Annotated in this window: 15 protein-coding genes; 9 read left to right on the top strand and 6 right to left on the bottom strand. The window is 66.7% G+C overall.

Annotated features, from left to right (window positions below):
- The first annotated feature begins 44 nt into the window (after positions 1-44).
- On the top strand, positions 45-2,504 hold the full coding sequence (locus F464_RS0118695; RefSeq protein ID WP_018991373.1) for an efflux RND transporter permease subunit: 2,460 nt from the start codon (positions 45-47) through the stop codon (positions 2,502-2,504).
- A 201-nt stretch (positions 2,505-2,705) separates the two neighbouring features.
- Here F464_RS0118695 and F464_RS0118690 read toward each other — a convergent pair whose 3' ends face one another.
- Positions 2,706-3,608, bottom strand: a complete 903-nt coding sequence (locus F464_RS0118690; protein ID WP_018991372.1) for a LysR substrate-binding domain-containing protein — start codon at positions 3,606-3,608, stop codon at positions 2,706-2,708.
- Positions 3,609-3,711: 103 nt separating this feature from the next.
- Here F464_RS0118690 and F464_RS0118685 point away from each other — a divergent pair, with 103 nt between their 5' ends.
- Positions 3,712-4,587 (top strand): DMT family transporter, encoded by an 876-nt coding sequence (locus F464_RS0118685; protein ID WP_018991371.1) that lies wholly within the window; start codon positions 3,712-3,714, stop codon positions 4,585-4,587.
- Positions 4,588-4,884: 297 nt separating this feature from the next.
- Here the strand turns inward: F464_RS0118685 and F464_RS31370 are convergent, their stop codons facing one another.
- The 4 genes from F464_RS31370 to F464_RS0118665 form a co-directional block, all read right to left on the bottom strand.
- Positions 4,885-5,136: an SDR family NAD(P)-dependent oxidoreductase gene (locus F464_RS31370; RefSeq protein WP_026296137.1), complete on the bottom strand. Its 252-nt coding sequence runs from the start codon at positions 5,134-5,136 to the stop codon at positions 4,885-4,887.
- A 143-nt stretch (positions 5,137-5,279) separates the two neighbouring features.
- Complete coding sequence (locus F464_RS0118675; RefSeq protein WP_018991370.1) at positions 5,280-5,681, bottom strand: cupin domain-containing protein; 402 nt, start codon at positions 5,679-5,681, stop codon at positions 5,280-5,282.
- Positions 5,682-5,718: 37 nt separating this feature from the next.
- Complete coding sequence (locus tag F464_RS0118670) at positions 5,719-6,198, bottom strand: carboxymuconolactone decarboxylase family protein (RefSeq protein WP_026296136.1); 480 nt, start codon at positions 6,196-6,198, stop codon at positions 5,719-5,721.
- 14 nt (positions 6,199-6,212) lie between these two features.
- A complete protein-coding gene (locus tag F464_RS0118665) occupies positions 6,213-6,968 on the bottom strand; it encodes an SDR family oxidoreductase (RefSeq protein ID WP_018991368.1) in 756 nt (251 codons plus the stop codon).
- Positions 6,969-7,141: 173 nt separating this feature from the next.
- Between F464_RS0118665 and F464_RS0118660 the strand changes: the two genes are divergently transcribed.
- Positions 7,142-8,707, top strand: a complete 1,566-nt coding sequence (locus tag F464_RS0118660; protein ID WP_232428984.1) for a winged helix-turn-helix domain-containing tetratricopeptide repeat protein — start codon at positions 7,142-7,144, stop codon at positions 8,705-8,707.
- Positions 8,708-9,162: 455 nt separating this feature from the next.
- Here the strand turns inward: F464_RS0118660 and F464_RS0118655 are convergent, their stop codons facing one another.
- Positions 9,163-9,867, bottom strand: a complete 705-nt coding sequence (locus tag F464_RS0118655; RefSeq protein ID WP_018991366.1) for a TetR/AcrR family transcriptional regulator — start codon at positions 9,865-9,867, stop codon at positions 9,163-9,165.
- Between the two features lie 260 nt (positions 9,868-10,127).
- Here F464_RS0118655 and F464_RS0118650 point away from each other — a divergent pair, with 260 nt between their 5' ends.
- Genes F464_RS0118650 through F464_RS0118625 form a run of 6 tightly spaced genes read left to right on the top strand, consistent with a single transcriptional unit; the run spans position 10,128 to position 18,760 of the window.
- Positions 10,128-11,336, top strand: a complete 1,209-nt coding sequence (locus F464_RS0118650) for an acetyl-CoA C-acetyltransferase (protein ID WP_018991365.1) — start codon at positions 10,128-10,130, stop codon at positions 11,334-11,336.
- Between the two features lie 36 nt (positions 11,337-11,372).
- A complete protein-coding gene (locus tag F464_RS0118645; protein ID WP_018991364.1) occupies positions 11,373-13,553 on the top strand; it encodes a 3-hydroxyacyl-CoA dehydrogenase NAD-binding domain-containing protein in 2,181 nt (726 codons plus the stop codon).
- A 40-nt stretch (positions 13,554-13,593) separates the two neighbouring features.
- Complete coding sequence (locus tag F464_RS0118640; protein WP_018991363.1) at positions 13,594-14,682, top strand: acyl-CoA dehydrogenase family protein; 1,089 nt, start codon at positions 13,594-13,596, stop codon at positions 14,680-14,682.
- A 14-nt stretch (positions 14,683-14,696) separates the two neighbouring features.
- Positions 14,697-15,926: an acyl-CoA dehydrogenase family protein gene (locus F464_RS0118635; protein WP_018991362.1), complete on the top strand. Its 1,230-nt coding sequence runs from the start codon at positions 14,697-14,699 to the stop codon at positions 15,924-15,926.
- A gap of 12 nt (positions 15,927-15,938) precedes the next feature.
- Positions 15,939-17,117: a CaiB/BaiF CoA transferase family protein gene (locus tag F464_RS0118630; RefSeq protein WP_018991361.1), complete on the top strand. Its 1,179-nt coding sequence runs from the start codon at positions 15,939-15,941 to the stop codon at positions 17,115-17,117.
- Positions 17,118-17,149: 32 nt separating this feature from the next.
- Complete coding sequence (locus tag F464_RS0118625) at positions 17,150-18,760, top strand: AMP-binding protein (protein WP_018991360.1); 1,611 nt, start codon at positions 17,150-17,152, stop codon at positions 18,758-18,760.
- The last annotated feature ends 110 nt before the right edge of the window (positions 18,761-18,870 follow it).

Raw genomic sequence — 18,870 nt, 5'->3', positions numbered from 1 at the left:
TCAGATCGCTACCCAGCCACACGCCAGAATCACGGAGTCGCCTGATGAACACCCCCCACGCCCTGTCCAGAACCGACGCACTGGTCGCAGTGCTTGCCCGCATGCTCATTCGCTGGCGCAAGCCGCTGGGAGCCTTCTTTCTGCTCGTAACGCTCGGCCTCGGCTATTCGGCCCTGAGCACCCGGCTGGATCCCGGCTTCAACAAGCTGATCCCCCTCAAGCACGAGTACATGGCGGCCTTCCTCCAACATTCGACCACTTTCTCAGGGGCCAACCGCATCCTCGTGAACGTGCAGTGGAAGGGCGAAGGCGACATTTACAATGCGGAGTTCCTGCCGACCCTGCGCAAGGTCACCGACGAAGTCTTCTTCACCCCGGGCGTGAATCGTGCCAGCGTGCGCTCGATCTTCACGCCGAACGTGCGCTACGTCGAGGTCACGGAAGAAGGTTTCACGGGCGACGTCGTCATCCCGGCACGCTTCGAGACCGACGAGCAGGGCCTCAGCCAGGTCCGCGCCAACGTCGCCAAATCCGGACAAGTCGGCCGCCTCGTCGCGAACGACCTGAAATCCGCTCTCGTGCAGGCCGACCTGCTGGAGGTCAACCCCGACACGGGCGCAAAACTCGACTACGCCGAGGTCGCCCGCAAACTCGAGACCATCCGCACCCAGTTCGGCAGCGACAAGGTCGACATCCAGATCGTCGGCTTCGCCAAGGTGATGGGCGACGTCATGGAAGGTCTCGGCACCGTCGTGACCTTCTTCGCGATTGCCTTCGTGATCACCTCGCTACTGCTGTGGATGTACTCGCGCTCGCTCAAGCTGACCGTGCTCGCCATCGCGGTCGCGCTACTGCCCGTCGTCTGGCTGCTGGGTCTGCTACCGCTGATCGGCTACGGCATCGACCCGATGTCGGTGCTGGTTCCCTTCCTGATCTTCTCGATCGGCGTCTCCCACGCGGTGCAGATGACCAATGCCTGGAAGCAGGACGTGCTCGCCGGCGAGACGGCGATGGAGGCCGCCGAGGGCGCCTTCCGCAAGCTCGCGGTGCCCGGCATCATGGCCCTGCTCGCCAACGCACTGGGCTTCCTCGTGATCATGGTGATCGATATCCCCATCGTGCATGAGCTGGGCCTCACCGCCTGCCTCGGCGTCGCGCTGATGATCATGACCAACAAGATGTTCATGCCCATCATCCTGTCGCACCTGCACCTCGAACGCATGGCGCTGCATCAGCCCGTCGACAACAAGGACAAGCACCCGGCATGGTGGAAGCTGTCGGCGCTGTCGGAGCCGCGCCCGGCGCTCGCGACCTTCGGTGTGATGCTCGTGCTGCTCGGGACGGCCACCTATTTCTCTCGCCACTTGCAGACCGGCGACATCGGCAGCGGCGTACCCGAATTGCGCGCCGACTCCCGCTACAACAAGGACAACGCGAAGATCATCAGCAGCTACTCGATAGGCATGGACGTGCTGTCCGTCTATGTCGAGACCGAGAACCTGACCGAGGCCTGCCTCAACTGGGAAGTCATGAACGCCGTCGAGCGCTTCGATTTCCGCATGCGCGGCGTCGATGGCGTCCAGTCGGTCAGCACGGTGGCCGGCCTCGCCAAGCTCTTCGCCGCCGGCAACAACGAGGCCAACCCGCGCTGGGCGGCCCTGCAGCGCACCGAAGCCGCCCTGCGCACCGGCAGCCGCGCCGCGAACCCGGAGCTGGGCTTCAACTCGGCCGGCTGCAAGACCATCCACCTCGCCGTCTACCTCAACGACCACCAAGGCCCGACGCTCAAGCACGTCGTCGATGAAGTGCGCAAGTTCATCGTCGAGGACAAGACCCCGAACGTGACCTTCCGCCTGGCGGGTGGCAACGCCGGCGTCGCGGTGGCGACCAATGAGGCCGTCGAGCGCGCCGAGGTGCAGATGCTGGCGTCGATCTTCGCGTCGATCTCCTTCCTGTGCTGGCTCACCTTCCGCTCGTGGCGCGCCGTGCTGTGCGTGGTCGTGCCGCTGACGCTCGTGACGATCATGTGCAACGCGCTGATGGCCTTGCTCGGCATCGGCCTCAAGGTCGCGACCCTCCCCGTGATCGCGCTGGGCGTGGGCGTCGGAGTCGATTACGGCATCTATATCTACGAGCGCATGCAGCACGAACTGGCCGACCACGGCTACAGCCTGCGCGAGGCCTTCTACGAGGCGATGCGCCAGCGCGGCACCGCCGCGGTCTTCACGGCCGTGACGATGTCGATCGGCGTCGGCACCTGGGCCTTCTCGGCGCTGAAGTTCCAGGCCGACATGGGCGTGCTGCTCGCCTTCATGTTCCTGGTGAACGTGCTCGGCGCGATCTTCCTGCTGCCCGCCCTGGCCTGCTGGCTCGGAGTGGGCCGCCGCGAGGCCGCGGCCTCCCCGCAGCCCGAGCCTCAACCTTCCGCCCGAGTCGAATCGTCCGGCCCGCGCATGAGCTGCAACGCCGACAAGCGCGTGGCCGCGCAGCCCGTGCGCTCCTGAACCCCGTTTCTGCCGGAACGAACCAAGGGCGCCACCGCAAGGTCGGCGCCCTTTTTGTTGCGAGCGAAGGCCTGTCGGACGAAGCCGCCCTGCGAATCCATGCTTCAACGACGCATTACCCTGAAGCCAGGGTCAAGTCTGCCGTCACGTTTACCGCTCCATCACGACCGCTGCTCCTGACCTCGGTGTTCGGCAGGCCTTTTACCCGGCCCGCGCCTCTTCCCGCACCCAGTCGCACACTGCCGCCACCGCCGGCCGCACTTCGGCACCAGGCAGGCGCAGCAAGTGATACTGGTAAGGCCCCTTCACCGACAGGCCGTTAAACAACACCCGCAGGCGTCCGCCCGTGATCGCGTCGCCCAATATGTGTTCGCCCGCCAGCGCCACACCCTGCCCGGCGATTGCCGCTTCCAGGGTGAGATAGGTATGCGAGAAGAGGTGCCCCGCGAGGCGGCGCGGCGGCTTCACGCCCACCGCCTCGAACCACTTGCGCCAGTCCACCTCGTCGGGGAGCGCGTCGATCACCTCGTCATGGAGCAGCGGGAGGCGGAAGAGGTCAGCCGGCGTGGCGAGATTCGGGTGAGCCTCAAGAAAGCGGGGGCTGGCGACGGCGACAAAATTCTCGATCAGCAGCTCTTCGGATGCCAGTCCGGCATACGGCCCCCGTCCCAGGCGAATGGCCACATCCGCCTCGCCGTGAAACAGATCCACGTGTTTCACCGAGGCCAGCACACGCACCTCTATGTCCGGATGGCGGACCGCCAGCCGTGGCAGGCGCGGCATGAGCCAGCGCGTCACCAGTGAGGGCATGGCCGTCACCGTCACCACCCGGTCATCGCGGCGGACCAGCAATTGCCGGGTCGCAGCGGAGAGTTGCTCGAACGTGTCGGCCACCGCTGCCGCATAGGCGGAGCCTGCCGGCGTGGGCACGACCCCGCGGGCGTGACGCTCAAAAAGCCGCATATCCAGCCATTCTTCGAGCTGTTTCACCTGATGGGCCACTGCGTTGGGCGTCAGCGCGAGTTCGTCGGCGGCGCGGGCGAAACCGCCGGTGCGCACCGCAGCCTCGAACGCGCGCAGACAGGCGAGCGGAGGGAGCTTCATTCTGAGCCTCAATAATTTTGCGCCTCAAGCGCAAAACTATCGGTTTGCGGCAGGAAAGGCAACTCGCATAGGCTGTGTAACATAATCAGGTCAGGATTCGATCATGCCGCTCTCCGGTTTTTTTCTGGTCATCAGCTCTGCCGCCGGCTTCGGCAGCATTGCACTGTTTGCCCATCTCGCCCACGCGGACGGTGTCAGCACCACCACGCTGATTTTCCTGCGCTTCGCGCTGGGTGCCGCAATGCTGGGGGCGTGGATCTTCATCAACCGCATTCCGCTTCCGCGCGGCCGCGCCCTTGCCGGTTACAGCCTGATCGGGGGTGGCCTGTACGCGGCGGCGGCCGCTGCCTATTTCGCGGCACTTCAACACGCGAGCAGCGGTCTGGTGTCCCTGCTGCTGTACACCAACCCGATTTGCGTCGCAGTCATCTCGGCCATCGCCGGCTTCGATCGCCTCGGCCGTATCGAGATCGGCGCCCTGCTCCTGGCCGCCGTCGGACTCACCCTTACCCTGGCCGGCGACCACAGCGGCCAACCGCTCGGGATCGCCCTCGGCCTGCTGGGGGGTGTCGTCTATGCGCTGTATATCGTCACCGGCAGTCGCCTGCCGGCGCAGACCTCGCCGCTCGCCGGTGCCTTCGTGGTGCTCGCCTCCGGCGCACTGGTGCACGGCAGTATCGCCGCCGTCACGGGTTTCGACTGGCCGGATACCGCCCGCGGCTGGTCCGCGGCAATCGCGATCGGAATCTTTGGTTCGGCCTTCGCCATCGGCGCCTTCCTCGCCGGATTGCGCCAGATCGGGCCGACCCGGGCGTCGGTGCTATCCACGGTCGAACCGCTCGTCACCGTCACGCTCGGCGCGGTCTTCCTCGGGGAGCGCTGGCAGGCACAACAGCTCTTCGGCGGACTGGTCATCCTCCTCGCCGCCACGCTCATCGCTACCGCGAGCGGACGCCGCTCGACCCAGGAGATCGCGTAAGGGTACGCGCCTTCCCTGCCCGGCCCTGTGCCTCTCCCCCTTCCGCAAACAGCTGCAGGCGTAGGAATTGTCCTCGACTTGCGACGGACCCCAAACCGCTTTTAGGAACTGGCGATGGGGCCGCACCGAATCCGGATTGGCGATCAAATAGTCAAGCAACCGGAACTCGATCGGCGATGGGGAAGCGCGGCAGCCGCAAGGAGACTGGGACCGAACACGTTCACGGAGAAGATCTGCGCGATTCGATCGGGCGTGAAATCCGCCAGCCCAAGAATGGCGCACCCACGCCGCCGCTGTTCACGAGCACGTCCAGTCGCCCCATGTGTCGATCGCCTTTGCAACAGTGCGAACAGCGTCGTGGGGCCTCGCCGCATCGGCAACTAGGCCCGCGATGTTGGGGCGTTCGGCGGCCGTTGCCTTAAGGTGCGCCTCGCGCTGGCCGGTGATCAGGACCTTGGCACCCTGTCGGGCAAAGCCCAAGGCCGCGGCCCGGCCGATGCCCGAGCTTCCGCCCGTCACGATGATGACCTTTTCGTTCAGTACATGCATGTTGTTCCTTTGAAGGAAATATGACCGTCGATACACACGACGCCACCCAGCGGGCCCGTGGCCGGGGCGCCAGGGGGCGGGTGTGGCTCGGTGGCGGCCTCTTTAACGGGCACCCAGCGGGTCAGGTGGAGGCTCTGCCGTCGTCAGTGCACCGGCGTCACGATGGGGGCGCCGCTGTTCTTCAACAGGACCACCATGAACTTCGCGGGTTCGGTGCGGCTGGCGTTGCGCGAGACCGTGTGTATGTCGTCCGGACTTTCGTAGAAGGTCTGGCCCGGCGTCAGGGTGATGGTTTTGCCGCCGCGCACTCCCATCACGATCGAACCCTCCAGCACATAGACGAATGCGTGCGCGTGGTGCCGATGCACGGCGCTTTCTCCGCCGGGTGGATAGTCGACCGTGATGACGGTCGCTTCCTTGCCCGGATAGTCGGCGAGCGCCTTGGTCATCAGCGATGTCACCTGTGCCTCGGGTGGCGTTTGTTGTGCGTTGGCGGCGCCGGCGGCCAACAGCAGCGCGACGGCGAGGGCTCTGAGTTTCAGCATGATGTGCTCCTTGTCGGGGGTGGGTGCGGATGCCTGATCAGGACAGGCCGGACTTGTCTAGGCCGAAGGCCTTGTCGTACGAACCGGGTACCACGCGGAAGCCGACACTGACCCGGTTCCAGGCATTGATCGACATCACTAGAAAGGTCAGATCGGACAACTCCTTCTCGGACAACTGCACGCGGACACGCTCATAGACGTCGTCGGGCACGCCGTCGGCGGCGAGCCGGGTCAGGGTCTCGGTCCATTCCAGGGCAGCTCGTTCGCGTGCGCTGAAGAGCGTCGACTCGCGCCAGATCGCGACATGGTGCAGCCGGAGCGGACGCTCGCCGTGCATCGTCGCTTCCTTGACGTGCATATCGACGCAGAACGCGCAGCCGTTGATCTGCGACGCCCTGATATCCACGAGATGGCGGATCGTTTGCTCGATCGCGGATTCGTTGAGGGCCATGCTGAATGCGAGCAGTTTCTTGAACAGCTCGGGGGATTGTTTCTGGTAGTCGATGCGTTGGGTCATGATGAACACGCCTCTTATGCTTGCGCCGACGAGCGGCTTAGCCAGTTGTGGAACCGTGTCTGGCCGGTGTGCGGGTTATCGCCGGCGACCAGCGATCGGTCATTCAGCTCGCTGCCGAAATAGCGCGCATGAACGTCGGCGATCACCTCGCGCGGGTCCTGGCGGGCGGCGAGGAACTTGCGCGCCAGTTCGTCGAGCGGGAAGCGGTCCGGTCCGGCGACCTCGACGGTGCCATTCATCGGCGTCCCGACCGCGAGATCGGCGAGCACGGCCGAGACGTCGTCCGCGGCGATGGGCTGGATCAGCGCGGGCGACAGCCGGATCGTGCCGCCGTCGGCGCTCGCATCGATGATGCCCCCGATGAACTCGAAGAACTGCGTCGCGCGCAGGATGGTGTAGGGAATCTTCGATGCCTTGATCAGGTTTTCCTGCGCGACTTTTGCGCGGAAGTAACCGTTCTCCGGAAGGCGATCGGTGCCGACGATGGACAGCGCGACGTGATGCTCGACGCCCGCGGCGGCTTCCGCGGCAAGCAGATTCCGCGTGGACGTCTCGAAGAACTCCAGCACGGCCCGGTCTTCGAACGACGGCGAGTTGCACACGTCCACCACGACCTGCGCGCCGGCAAGCGCTTCGGCCAGTCCTTGCCCGGTAATTGCATTGACGCCAGCGCGGGGGGATGCCGCGACCGTCTCATGCCCATCGCGACGCAGCCTGTCTACAATGTTCGAACCGATCAGGCCGGTCCCGCCGATCACAATGATTTTCATGCTCTGCTCCTCGGTTGAATGTCGATCACTCCGGTGCGGCGATCGATGGATGCAGTGTGCGCGGCGCCCCGGCCGAAGACTTTGTCGACGCCTTGGGTTTTCCTTGGATTTGGCTTGGATGCTTGTCCAGGACCGCGATGGAGCCCTGAATGCCTTTAGTGTTTGACGACTGCGTGCTCGACCTCGACCGGAGGGAGCTATCCCGGGCGTCCGGGATCGTTGCGACGGCGCCCAAAGTCTTCGACCTGCTGGTCTACCTGGCCGAGCACCGCGAACGCGTCGTCAGCCGGGACGACCTGATCGCCGTCGTGTGGGGCGGTCGAATCGTTTCCGAATCGACCCTGGCGAGCCACATCAACGCAGTGCGCAAGGCCGTCGGTGACGACGGCCAGCAACAGCGCGTGATTCGCACGGTTGCCCGCAAGGGATTCCGCTTCGTCGCCGACCTTAGAGAAACCGAGTCAATGGCCGCTGCTGCCGCGCCTGACGCCGAGCCCACCGGAACCGTCGAAGTTCCGGCGCTCGCGTCTGCGTCGGCCCTGCCGGCCAAACCGTCCATTGCGGTGCTGCCCTTCGTGAATCTGAGCGGAGATCCGGCGCAGGACTACCTAGCCGACGGCGTGGTCGAGGACATCATCGCGGCCTTGTCGCAGTATCGCTGGTTGTTCGTCGTCGCGCGCAACTCGAGCTTCACCTACAAGGGCCGTGCGGTCGATGTGAAACAGGTCGGCCGCGAGCTGGGCGTGCGCTACGTGCTAGAAGGCAGCTGGCGCAAGGCCGACATTCGGGTGCGCATTACCGGCCAGTTGATCGATGCGACGACCGGCGCCCATCATTGGGCGGGGCGCTTCGAAGGGGTGCTCGGAGACATCTTCGAACTGCAAGACCAGGTCACCGAGACCGTGGTCGGCGCGATCGCCCCGCAACTCGAGCGCGCGGAAATCGAGCGTGCGCGGCACAAGCCGACCGAAAGCCTCGACGCCTACGACTACTATCTGCGCGGAATGGTCTGGCTGCATCGCGGAACCCGGGAGGCCATCGACCAGGCGCTGCCGCTCTTCCACAGGGCCATCAACTGCGATCCTGATTTCGCATCAGCCTACGCGATGGCAGCGTGGTGTCACTGCTGGCGGAAGATCAACGGCTGGATGACCGATCGCCCGCGGGAGATGGCGGAGGGCGTCCGACTCGCTCGCCGGGCCGTCGAATTGGGCAAGGACGATGCGGTTGCACTCACCCGATGTGGGCACGCGCTCGGCCACCTTGCCGGTGACCTTCCAGGCGGCATCGCCTTGCTGGACAAGGCGCTCGTGCTCAATCCCAACCTCGCGGCAGCGTGGTTCCTCGGCGCATTTCTCAGACTCTGGCACGGAGAGACGGATGAAGCCGTCGAGCACCTGACACACGCGATGCGTCTAAGCCCGCTCGACCCCGAGCTGTACAGAATGCAAGCGGGCATGGCGGCGGCGCACCTCTTGATGGGGCGCTTCGACACTGCATCCTCGTGGGCGGAGAAGGCATTGCGCGAATTGCCCAGCCTGCTGCTCGTCGCAGCAACCCTCGCGGCAAGCCATGCCCTCGCTGGGCGAACGGCCGAAGCGCAGCGTGCTCTGGACCATCTGCGCCAGCTCGACCCCGGGTTACGCCTCTCCAATCTAGCGGACTGGCTACCGATCCACCGACCGGAGAATCTCGCCACCTTGGCGGTCGGTCTGCGAAAGGCAGGGCTGCGGGAATAAATGGGTGCCGCAGCAGTTATTGTGAAGGGATGCAACAGCGCCGATCGTCCTGAATTACTGCTTGTAGCCGCTCTGCCCGCGCAGCGGTGAGCCACTAAGCAGACTTCCAGCGTCTACGGAGGGACTCGGGCGGCTGGTTTCAGCGACGTCACCCCAATGCGTGCATTCGGCCGGTAGCGCCAAAGTGGGGTTCAAGTTCACCGCCGTAAACCGGTCATCGACAAGGGGTCGAGTGAGGAAGATTCCGAGCGGATCATGAACGGCCGGTCTTGTCCGAATGTGTTAATTCAGGACTCGCACCGGAAAGCTGCCGTTGCCTCGCCGCGGCTTGTTGCCGTGGCCGGCGACTCTGGCCGAGTTGCTGACATAGGCCATTTTTCAGGTTTTCAAGTGAAGCAGTCATTGGACGCTGCTACGCCAGATCGGCGACCAGGAGGACATCGCGAGTGTTCAACTCAGCGCCCGCCCTGCCCCGCGCCCTCCTCGCCCCCGTCGCGCGAATCGTTGATCGCCCGCGCGATGCGCACCATCATCGGCACCAGCGACGGCGATTGCAGCAGTTCCGGGCGCTCCTCGACCAGGGTTGCGAGGAGGGTGCGCATGCCGCGCACGAGCATGAAGGACGCGAGTTGGGTGTCGGGTTCGCCAACCACGTCGGCGTGCTGCTTGAGCAGCATTTCCATGTTCGCGACGAGTTGTTCGGAGGTGCGTGAGCCGCGGCCGAGGCCTTGCGCGCGGCCGAACTGCATCTGGCGCGCGTAGCGGCGGTAGTAGTCGCGCCCCAGCGAGTAGAGCCGCGTCTCGGTGCGCACCGTGTTGCGGAACAGCGCCTGCAGCATCTCGTCGAGGGACTTGCGGTGGAGCCGGAAGAGTTCCGGCGAGGCCGCCTCCGACTCCTCGTCCATGATGCGTTTGCTGATCTCGATGAGGATCGCTTCCTTGTCGGGGAAGTACTGGTACACGGCGCCGACCGACACGCCCGCCCGCGCTGCGATCTTGCGCGTGGTCACGGCATCGACGCCCTCCACGCGCAGGATCTCGCTCGCGGCTTCGAGAATGGTCTCGACCGTGAAGCGCGCGCGCGCCTGCGACGGGGTCGCCCGCTGTTTCGTGCCTTCACTTGTCGCGTGTGCTGCCCCGCGCCCTGCCGCCTTGCCCATCACCCCCGTCTCCCCGCTAATGCGCGGCACCGATTTTGTTCGGTTTTCCGCATCGCACAAATCACATTATTTTTCCGTCACTTACGAAGTATAGCGGAGCGTTGTTCGGCTTAAGGCTCAGATTTCCGTCGCACGCCGGCACCTGCCCTACGATTGCCTCGAAGCTCCTGTCCCAGGTCCCGCCCGCATGCAGCATGCGGCGGCGTCCAAGGTGGCGACAGGCGAGTGTTTTCGACTTACGAACCGAATAAGGGACTGTCATGACGGACGTCTTCATCTACGACCACGTGCGCACGCCGCGCGGCAAGGGCAAGGCCGACGGGGCGCTTGCCGAGATCACCCCAGTGCAGCTGGCCGCGCAGATGCTGCAGGCGGTGCGCGACCGCAACCAGCTCGATTCGAGCCTGGTCGAGGACGTGTTCCTCGGCTGCGTGTGTCCGGTCGGCGAACAGGGCGGGAACATCGCACGCGTCGCCGCGCTGGTGGCCGGCTTCGATGACAGCGTGCCGGGGGTGCAGGTCAACCGCTACTGCGGGTCCGGCCTGGAGGCGGTGAACTTCGCGGCGGCCAAGGTCGCGAGCGGCCAGGTCGATCTCGCTATCGGCGGCGGCGTGGAGAGCATGTCGCGCGTGCCGATGGGCAGCGACGGCGGTGCGATGGCGCTCGACCCGCAGGTGGCATTCAAGATGCATTTCACGATGCAGGGCGTGAGCGCCGACCTGCTCGCGACCCTGCACGGCTTCACCCGCGAGCAGTGCGACGCCTATGCGGTGGAAAGCCAGCGGCGCGCCGCCCGGGCGTGGGCCAATGGCTGGTTCGCGCGCTCGGTGGTGCCCGTGAAGGACGTGCTCGGGCTGCCCGTGCTGGCCCAGGACGAGGCGATCCGCCCGGACACGACGCTCGAATCGCTCGCGGCGCTGAAGCCCGCCTTCCTCGAGATGGGCACGCAGTACGGTTTCGACGGCGTGGCGTTGCTGAAATACCCGCAGCTCGAAGCGATCCGGCACATGCACCACGCCGGCAACAGCTCCGGCATCGTCGACGGCGCCGCGGCGGTGCTGGTCGGCAACCGCGAGATCGGCGAACGCACCGGGCTCAAGCCGCGCGCGCGCATCCGCTCGGTGGCCACGGTGGGCTCGGAGCCGACGCTGATGCTCGACGCCCCGAGTTACGCGGCGCAAAAAGCGCTGCGCAAGGCCGGCATGAACGCCTCCGACATCGGTCTGTGGGAACTCAACGAAGCCTTCTCCTCGGTGGTGCTGTGCCTGATGGAGCGCCTCGACGTGCCGCACGAGCGCATCAACGTCAATGGCGGCGCGATCGCCATGGGACATCCGCTGGGTGCGACCGGCGCCATGATCCTGGGCACCCTCCTCGACGAAATGGAACGCCGCCAGGTCGGCACCGGCCTCGTCACGCTGTGCGAGGCGGCCGGCATGGGCACGGCCACCGTCATCGAGCTCGTCTGAGCGCCACCGGAAATTTTCAGGGAAACGACAACAGTCATGAGTGAAGTCATCCATATCTCGGTGGACGCCGAAGGCATCGCCACCCTCCTCTTCGACCGCACGGACAGCACCATGAACACCATGGACATGAAGTTCATGGACGAGATGGAGGCCGCGGTCGAGCGCCTCGTCAGCGACGACAGTATCAAGGGCGCGATCTTCACGTCGGGCAAGTCGGTGTTCGCCGCCGGGGCGGACCTGAAGGGGATCGAGGCCTCGCTCGAAGCGCAGGACACGCCGGTTGCCGAGCGGCTCGCACGCAACGCCTCGCTGTCGAAGCTGCTGCGCCGCATGGAAACCTGCGGCAAGCCGGTGGCCTGCGCGATCAACGGCACGGCGCTGGGCGGTGGCACGGAGATCGCGCTCGCCTGCCACTATCGCGTCGCGGCCGACACCCGGGGCATCCAGCTCGGCCTGCCCGAGGTCCAGGTCGGACTGCTGCCCGGCGGCGGCGGCACCCAGCGCGTGTCGCGCCTCATCGGCATCCAGGCCGCTATGCCGGTTCTCGTGGAAGGTCAGGCGCTGAGCGCGGAGAAGGCGCTCAAGATGGGCCTGATCCACAAGATCGTGCCGGCCGACCAGTTGCTGGCCGAAGCACGCCGCTGGCTCGTCGAAGAAGGCGACGCGGTGCAGCCGTGGGACAAGAAGGGCTTCAAGGTGCCGGGCGGCGCGGGTCCGATGTCTCCCGCGGTCGCGCAGCTGCTGGTCGTCAGCAACGCGATGCTGCAGGCAAAGACCTTCCACAACCTGCCCGCGCCGAAGGCCATCTTGTCCTGCCTGTACGAAGGGCCGCAGCTGCCGATGGACAAGGCGCTGGAGGTCGAGGCCAAGTATTTCACGCAGCTGCAGCTCGACCCGGTGTCGCGCAACATGATCCGCACACTGTTCATCAACAAGGGCAAGGCGGACAAGCTGATGCACCGCCCGGAAGGCATCCCGAAGACCACCTTCCGCAAGATCGGGGTGGTCGGAGCGGGCCTCATGGGGGCGGGTATCGCCTACCACTGCGCGAAGCTCGGCATCGAAACCGTGCTCATCGACCGCGATCAGGCGGGTGCCGACAAGGGCAAGGCCTACTCGGTGAAGCGCCTCGAAAAGGACATCGCGAAGGGCCGCATGACGCAGGAAAAGGCCGACGCGATCCTCGCGCGCATCCATCCGACCACCGACTATGCCGGCCTCGCCGGTGTCGAGCTGGTCGTCGAGGCGGTGTTCGAGGACCGCGCGATCAAGGCCGACGTGACACGCAGGCTGGAGGCTGTGCTGCCGAAGGATGCGGTGATCGCGTCGAACACTTCGGGCCTGCCGATCACCGAGCTGGCCGACGCGGGCGAACGGCCGCAGAACTTCATCGGCATGCACTTCTTCTCGCCGGTCGAGCGCATGCCGCTCGTGGAGATCATCCGCGGGCGCAAGAGCTCGCCCGCGACGCTGGCGCGTGCGCTGGACCTCGTGCAGGCGATGAAGAAGACCCCCATCGTCGTGAATGACGGACCGGGCTTCTTCACCAGCCGCTTCATCGGCGCCTACGTCAACGAGAGCCTCGCGATGGTCACCGAAGGGGTGAATCCGGCGCTGATCGAGAACGCCGCGAAGATGGCCGGCATCCCGGTGGGGCCGCTCACGGTGTCCGACGAGATCGGGCTCGACACCGCCTATCACGCCAGCCAGCAACGCAAGAAGGACGAAGGCGCAGCCTTCAGGGAAACGCCCACCTTCCGCCTCGTCGAGAAGCTGGTCGGCGAACTCGGCCGGCACGGGCGCAAGAACGGCAAGGGCTTCTTCGACTATGCCGCGGATGGCAGCAAACAGCTGTGGCCCGGTCTCGCCGAGCTCTTCCCGCCGCTGGCCGAGCAGCCGACCGTCGAGGAGGTCAAGGCGCGCATGCTGTATGCGCAACTGGTCGACGCCGCCAGGGCGATGGCCGAGGGCATCGTGATCGACCCGGCCGACGGCGACGTCGGCGCAATCCTCGGCGTCGGCTTCCCGGCCTACCTCGGCGGCCCGTTCTCGATGATGGACACCGTCGGTATCGCGCAGGTCGTTGCCGAATGCGACCGCCTCGCGGCGCGCTATGGCGACCAGTACGCCGCCCCGAAGCTGCTGCGCGACATGGCCGCGGAAGGCCGGACCTTCTACGGCCCGAAGCGCGTAACCCCGCCCGCGGCCGCGCGCTGACGGTCGCCGCCACGCACGCCCCCCTAGTCAGGAGCACACCGTGAATTTCGATTTTTCCGACGACCAGCGCCTTCTGCAGGACGCGGTCCGCAGCATGCTCGCCGAGAACAGCACCTCGCAGGCGGTGCGCGAGGTGCTGGAAGGTCGCGCAACCCATTGCGCGAAGGTCTGGCACAACCTCAACGAGATGGGCGCGGCCACCGCGGCGCTCCCCGAGGCCTACGGCGGCGCCGGGCTCGGCTATCTGGAACTGTGCCTGGTGGCCGAGGAAGCCGGCCGCCACCTCGCCGCCGTGCCGCTGTCGTCGAGCATCTACCTCGCCGCCGAAGCCTTGCTGCGCGCCGGCAGCGACGCGCAAAAACAGCGCTGGCTGCCCGGCATCGCGCAGGGCGAGGTGATCGCCACCGCGGCCCTCGGGGGCAGCGAACGCTATCGCACGCCGCAGCCGCTCGCCTTCGACGGCCAATGCCTCGACGGCACCAGCCCGGTGCTGCTCGACGGCGCCATCGCGCAGCTCGCGGTCCTTCAGGTCGGCGCCGATCTGATCCTGGTCGACCTCAACGGCCCCGGTGTGAAGCGCACCGCGCTGCCGACGGTCGACCCCACGCGCCCGCTGGCGCAGATCGAGTTCACCGCCACGCCGGCCGAGCGCCTGGCGGCCGCCGATGGCGCAGCCGTCGCGCGCCGCGTGCGCGACGGGGCAGCCGTCCTGCTGGCGTTCGAGCAGGTCGGGGGGGCCGCACGCATCCTCGAGCTCGCGCGCGACTACTCGCTCGAGCGCAAGGCCTTCGGCCGCCAGATCGGCAGCTTCCAGGCGCTCAAGCACAAGATGGCCGACATCTACACGCGCATCGAGCTCGCCCGCGCGCACGCTTACTACGGCGCCTGGGCGCTCGCCTCCGACGCCCCGGAGCTGCCGCGGGCCGCCGCGGCCGCCCGCGTGGCCGCGACGCGCGCCTTCCTGTTCGCCGCGGAAGAGGGCATCGAACTGCATGGCGGCATCGGCTTCACGTGGGAGATGGATTGCCACCTCTACTACCGCCGCGCCCGTCACCTCGCGCAGGTGATCGGCAGCGAACACGCCTGGCGCGCCCGCCTCGCCGATGAACTGATCAAGGAGGCCGCGTAAGCGGAGCACCCCTCATGGACTTCAAAGATACTCCCGAAGAAGCCGCGTTCCGCGAAGCGGTGCGCGCCTGGCTGGCCGCCAACGGACAACGGCGCACGCGCGCGGACGAAGTGTTCGGCGAAGGGCTCGACGAGGCCGCGAAACTCGCCCGCGCCAAGGCCTGGCAGGCGAAGAAGGCCGCCGCCGGCTACGCCGCGATCACCTGGCCGCGCGAAGCCGGCGGGCTGGGCGGCACCGCGATGCAGCAGGTGATCTACCAGCAGGAAGAGGCCGCGTATCTCGTCCCGCAGATGATCTTCGAGGTCAGCATCGGCATGGGCCTGCCCACCGTGCTGCGCTGGGCCGCGCCGGAACTCAAGGCGCGCTTCCTGCGCCCTGGGCTGGCCGGCGAGGAGATCTGGTGCCAGCTCTTTTCCGAGCCGGGTGCCGGTTCCGACACCGGCGCAGTGCGCACGCGGGCGGTGCGCGACGGCGACGCATGGGTCGTGAATGGCCAGAAGGTGTGGACTTCGTCGGCGCACTTCGGTGATTACGGCATCCTGCTCGCCCGCACAGACCGGGACAAGCCGAAGCAGGAAGGGCTGACGATGTTCATCGTCGACCTCAAGGCGCCCGGCGTCGAGATCCGCCCGATCCACCAGATGTCCGGCGACTCGGATTTCAACGAGGTGTTCTTCACCGACGTGCGGATTCCGGATCAATACCGCCTCGGCCCCGAGGGCGGCGGCTGGAAGGTGATGCTCAGCACCCTGATGCAGGAACGCCTGTCCGTCGGCGGCAACCTGCCGACCGACCTGCACGTGCACCTGATCGACCTTGCGCGGACCTGCACCTGGGACGAGCGCCCGGCGATCGAAGACGCGCGGGTGCGCGCGCGCATCGCCGACGCCTATCTCGACCAGCAAGGCGTGGCGCTGATCATTTCGCGCGGCCTGACCGCCTTGTCGAAAGGCAAGACGCCCGGCCCCGAGATGTCGGTCACCAAGCTCGTCGCCGCAAAGGCGATGCAGGACATCTCGTCCTTCGCGATGGAACTCGCCGGCACCGAGGGGCTGCTCGGGGCCGACGCACTGGGCGGCGACTGGCCCTACCTGCAGCGCCTGTGGCTCGGCTCGCCCGGTGCGCGGATCGCCGGCGGCACCGACGAGGTGCTGCGCAACGTCATCGCCGAGCGGGTGCTCGGCCTGCCGGGCGAGCTGCGCACGGACCGCAACGTGCCGTTCCGCGACCTCGACCGGACCTGAGGGAGGAACTCCATGACGACAAAACCCCTCAGCGGCATCAAGGTCCTCGATTTCACCCAGCTCCTGCCCGGCCCGATGTGCACGCTGCAACTCGCGGACCTCGGCGCGGAAGTGATCAAGATCGAACCGCCGGGATCGGGCGAGGCCGCACGTGGCCCCGAAGGCACCGCGATCTCGCATTTCTTCATGGCCGTGAATCGCAACAAGCGCTCGCTGGCCATCGACCTGCGGGCGCCCGGTGCGCGCGACGTGATCCTCGCGCTGGTGCGGGACGCCGACATCCTCGTCGAAGGCTTCCGCCCCGGCGTGATGGCACGCCTCGGCCTCGGCTATGACGAGCTGAAGGCCGCCCACCCCCGGCTCGTGTACTGCTCGATCAGCGGCTACGGGCAGGACGGCCCGCTCGCCGCGCTGGGCGGCCACGACATCAACTACCAGAGCTACGCCGGCATCCTCGAGCAAAGCGCCCCCGCCGCGGGCAGCCCGCATCCGGGAAACTTCCCGATCGCCGACCTCGCCGGCGGCGCCGTCTCGGCGGCGATGGCCATCCTCGCCGCGCTGTTCGACGCGCAGCGCAGCGGCGAAGGTCGCTTCATTGACGTTTCGATGACTGATTGTGCGATGGCCCTCAACGTGCAGCCGCTCGCCGGCCTGCACACCTGGAAGCAGCCCATCCCCGCCGGGCACGACACGCTGAGCGGCGGACTGCCCTGCTACGGCACCTATGAGACGGCGGATGGCCGGCATCTCGCGGTCGGCGCGCTGGAGCCGAAGTTCTGGCAGAACTTCTGCCAGACCGCAGGCTGCCCCGAACTCGCCAAGAGCGGCTGGGCATCGGGCAAGGCCGGCCCCGCGGTCAAGGCGCAGGTCGCCGCGATCATCAAGGCGCGCACGCTGGCCGACTGGATGGCGGCCTTCGACGGCGTGGATGCCTGCGTCAGCCCGGTGCTGCGCATCGACGAGGTGCTGGCGCATCCGCACACCACAGCACGAGAAATGACGGTCGACACGCCGCTCCCCCACGGCGACAGCGCGCCCTACTTCGCCTTCCCCGTGAAGATGAGCAACTACCGCTTCAGCCTCGACCGCACACCCCCGGCCGTCGGCGAACACAACGAAGAAATCCTGCGCGAGCTCTGCTGGGGCGACGAGGCCATCGCGCAACTCAAGGCCGACGGCGCGATCGCCTGACCGGCCGCAACAACGATTACACCGGAGACACCATGACCTCTCGCACCTTCAGCCTCGCCGATCTCTTCGCGATCGCCGCCGAGACCGTACCGGAGCGCGATGCGCTCGTGATCGGCGCCAGCCGCCATACCTATGGGCAGATGGCCGCGCGCATCGAGCGTCTGGCCGCCTGGCTGCACGGGCAGGGAATCGGCGCGGGCGACGTGGTCGGCCTGCAGATGTACAACTCGGCCGAATACCTCGAAGCCTTCCTCGCCGCCTGCCGCGTGCGCGCCATCCCCGCCAACATCAACTACCGCTACGTCGCCGATGAGCTGCGCTACCTCTACGACAACGCCGGGCTGAAGGCGCTTTTCTACAGCGCCGAACTCGAGCCCGCCGTCGCCGAGGCCCTCGACGCCGCACCCGGCCTGCGTGTGAAGGTGCGCACCGGCGCGGGCACACCCGCGCTGGCCGGCGCGACCCGCTACGACGACACGCTGAGCGCCGACCCGGCGGTTCTCGCCGCAGTGCAGTGCCGCGACGACGACATCTCCCTGCTCTACACCGGCGGCACCACGGGCAAACCGAAGGGCGTGATGTGGCCGCACAAGGATCTCTTCTTCGGCAGCCTGGGCGGCGGCGCGTCATACGTGCCGGCCGAGGGGCCGATCGCCACCCCCGAGCAGCTCGCCGACCGCATTCGCAAGTGCGCGCCGCTGCGCTTCATGCCCGTGGCGCCCCTCATGCACGGCGCGGCCCATTGGGCGACGATGGTGTCCTTGTTCGCGGGCCACACCGTGGTGCTCAACGAACAGCGTCACTTCAATGCCGAACACATTCTCGACCTCATCGTGCGCGAACGCGTCAATGGCCTCACCATCGTCGGCGACGCGATGGCCGTACCCCTGCTCGACGCGCTCAACGCAAATCCGACGCACTGGGATCTCTCGACACTTTTCATCTTCGGCAACGGCGGCGCGGTACTCTCGAATCACCTCAAGGAAGCACTCAAGGCCTATCTGCCCCAAAACGTCTTCTTCAGCGACGGAATGGGGTCTTCGGAAGGCGGACAGCTCGGACTCGGGAGCAAACCCGCGGACGGCGGCATGATCCGGATCGCGGCCCGCCCCGACCTGGCGGTGATCGTCGACGGCAATCGCCTCGCCGCACCGGGAGAACAAGGCATCCTCGCGCGCAGCGGCTACCTGCCGCTCGGCTACTACGGCGATCCGGAGAAGACCGCGCAAACCTTCGTCACGCTGGACGGCAAGCGCTACGTCCTCACGGGCGACGCCGCCAAACTCGCGGATGACGGCGCGATCATCATCTACGGGCGCGGCTCCAACTGCATCAATACCGGCGGCGAAAAAGTCTTCCCTGAAGAGGTCGAGGAAGTCCTGCGCATGAGCCCGGACGTCTTCGATGCGATCGTCGTTGGCCTGCCCGACCCGCGCTGGGGACAGAAGGTCGTCGCCGTCGTCGCGCCCCGCCCCGGGCTATGCCTCGATCCGCAGCAGCTGCGGGCGCTGTGCCAGCAGCACATGGCCAACTACAAGATCCCCAAGGACATCGTCCTCGTTCCGGAGGTGAAGCGCTCGGCGGCCGGCAAGGCGAACTATCCCTGGGCGCGCGAGGTCGCCGGGTCCGCGCTGAACTACTGAAGCGGCACTCACACACATCCGTTCATCGAACGGCACTGAGTTGTCGCGTTAACACAGGGGCGGGGGCGCGAAGCGACCCCGCCTTGCTCTTTTCATCCTCCCCCGAGACG

The sequence above is a fragment of the Aromatoleum toluclasticum ATCC 700605 genome (assembly GCF_000378245.1).
Lineage (GTDB): Bacteria > Pseudomonadota > Gammaproteobacteria > Burkholderiales > Rhodocyclaceae > Aromatoleum > Aromatoleum toluclasticum.
The sequence above is the reverse complement of the archived record's forward strand: the minus strand, read 5'-3'. Positions and strand labels throughout refer to the sequence as shown.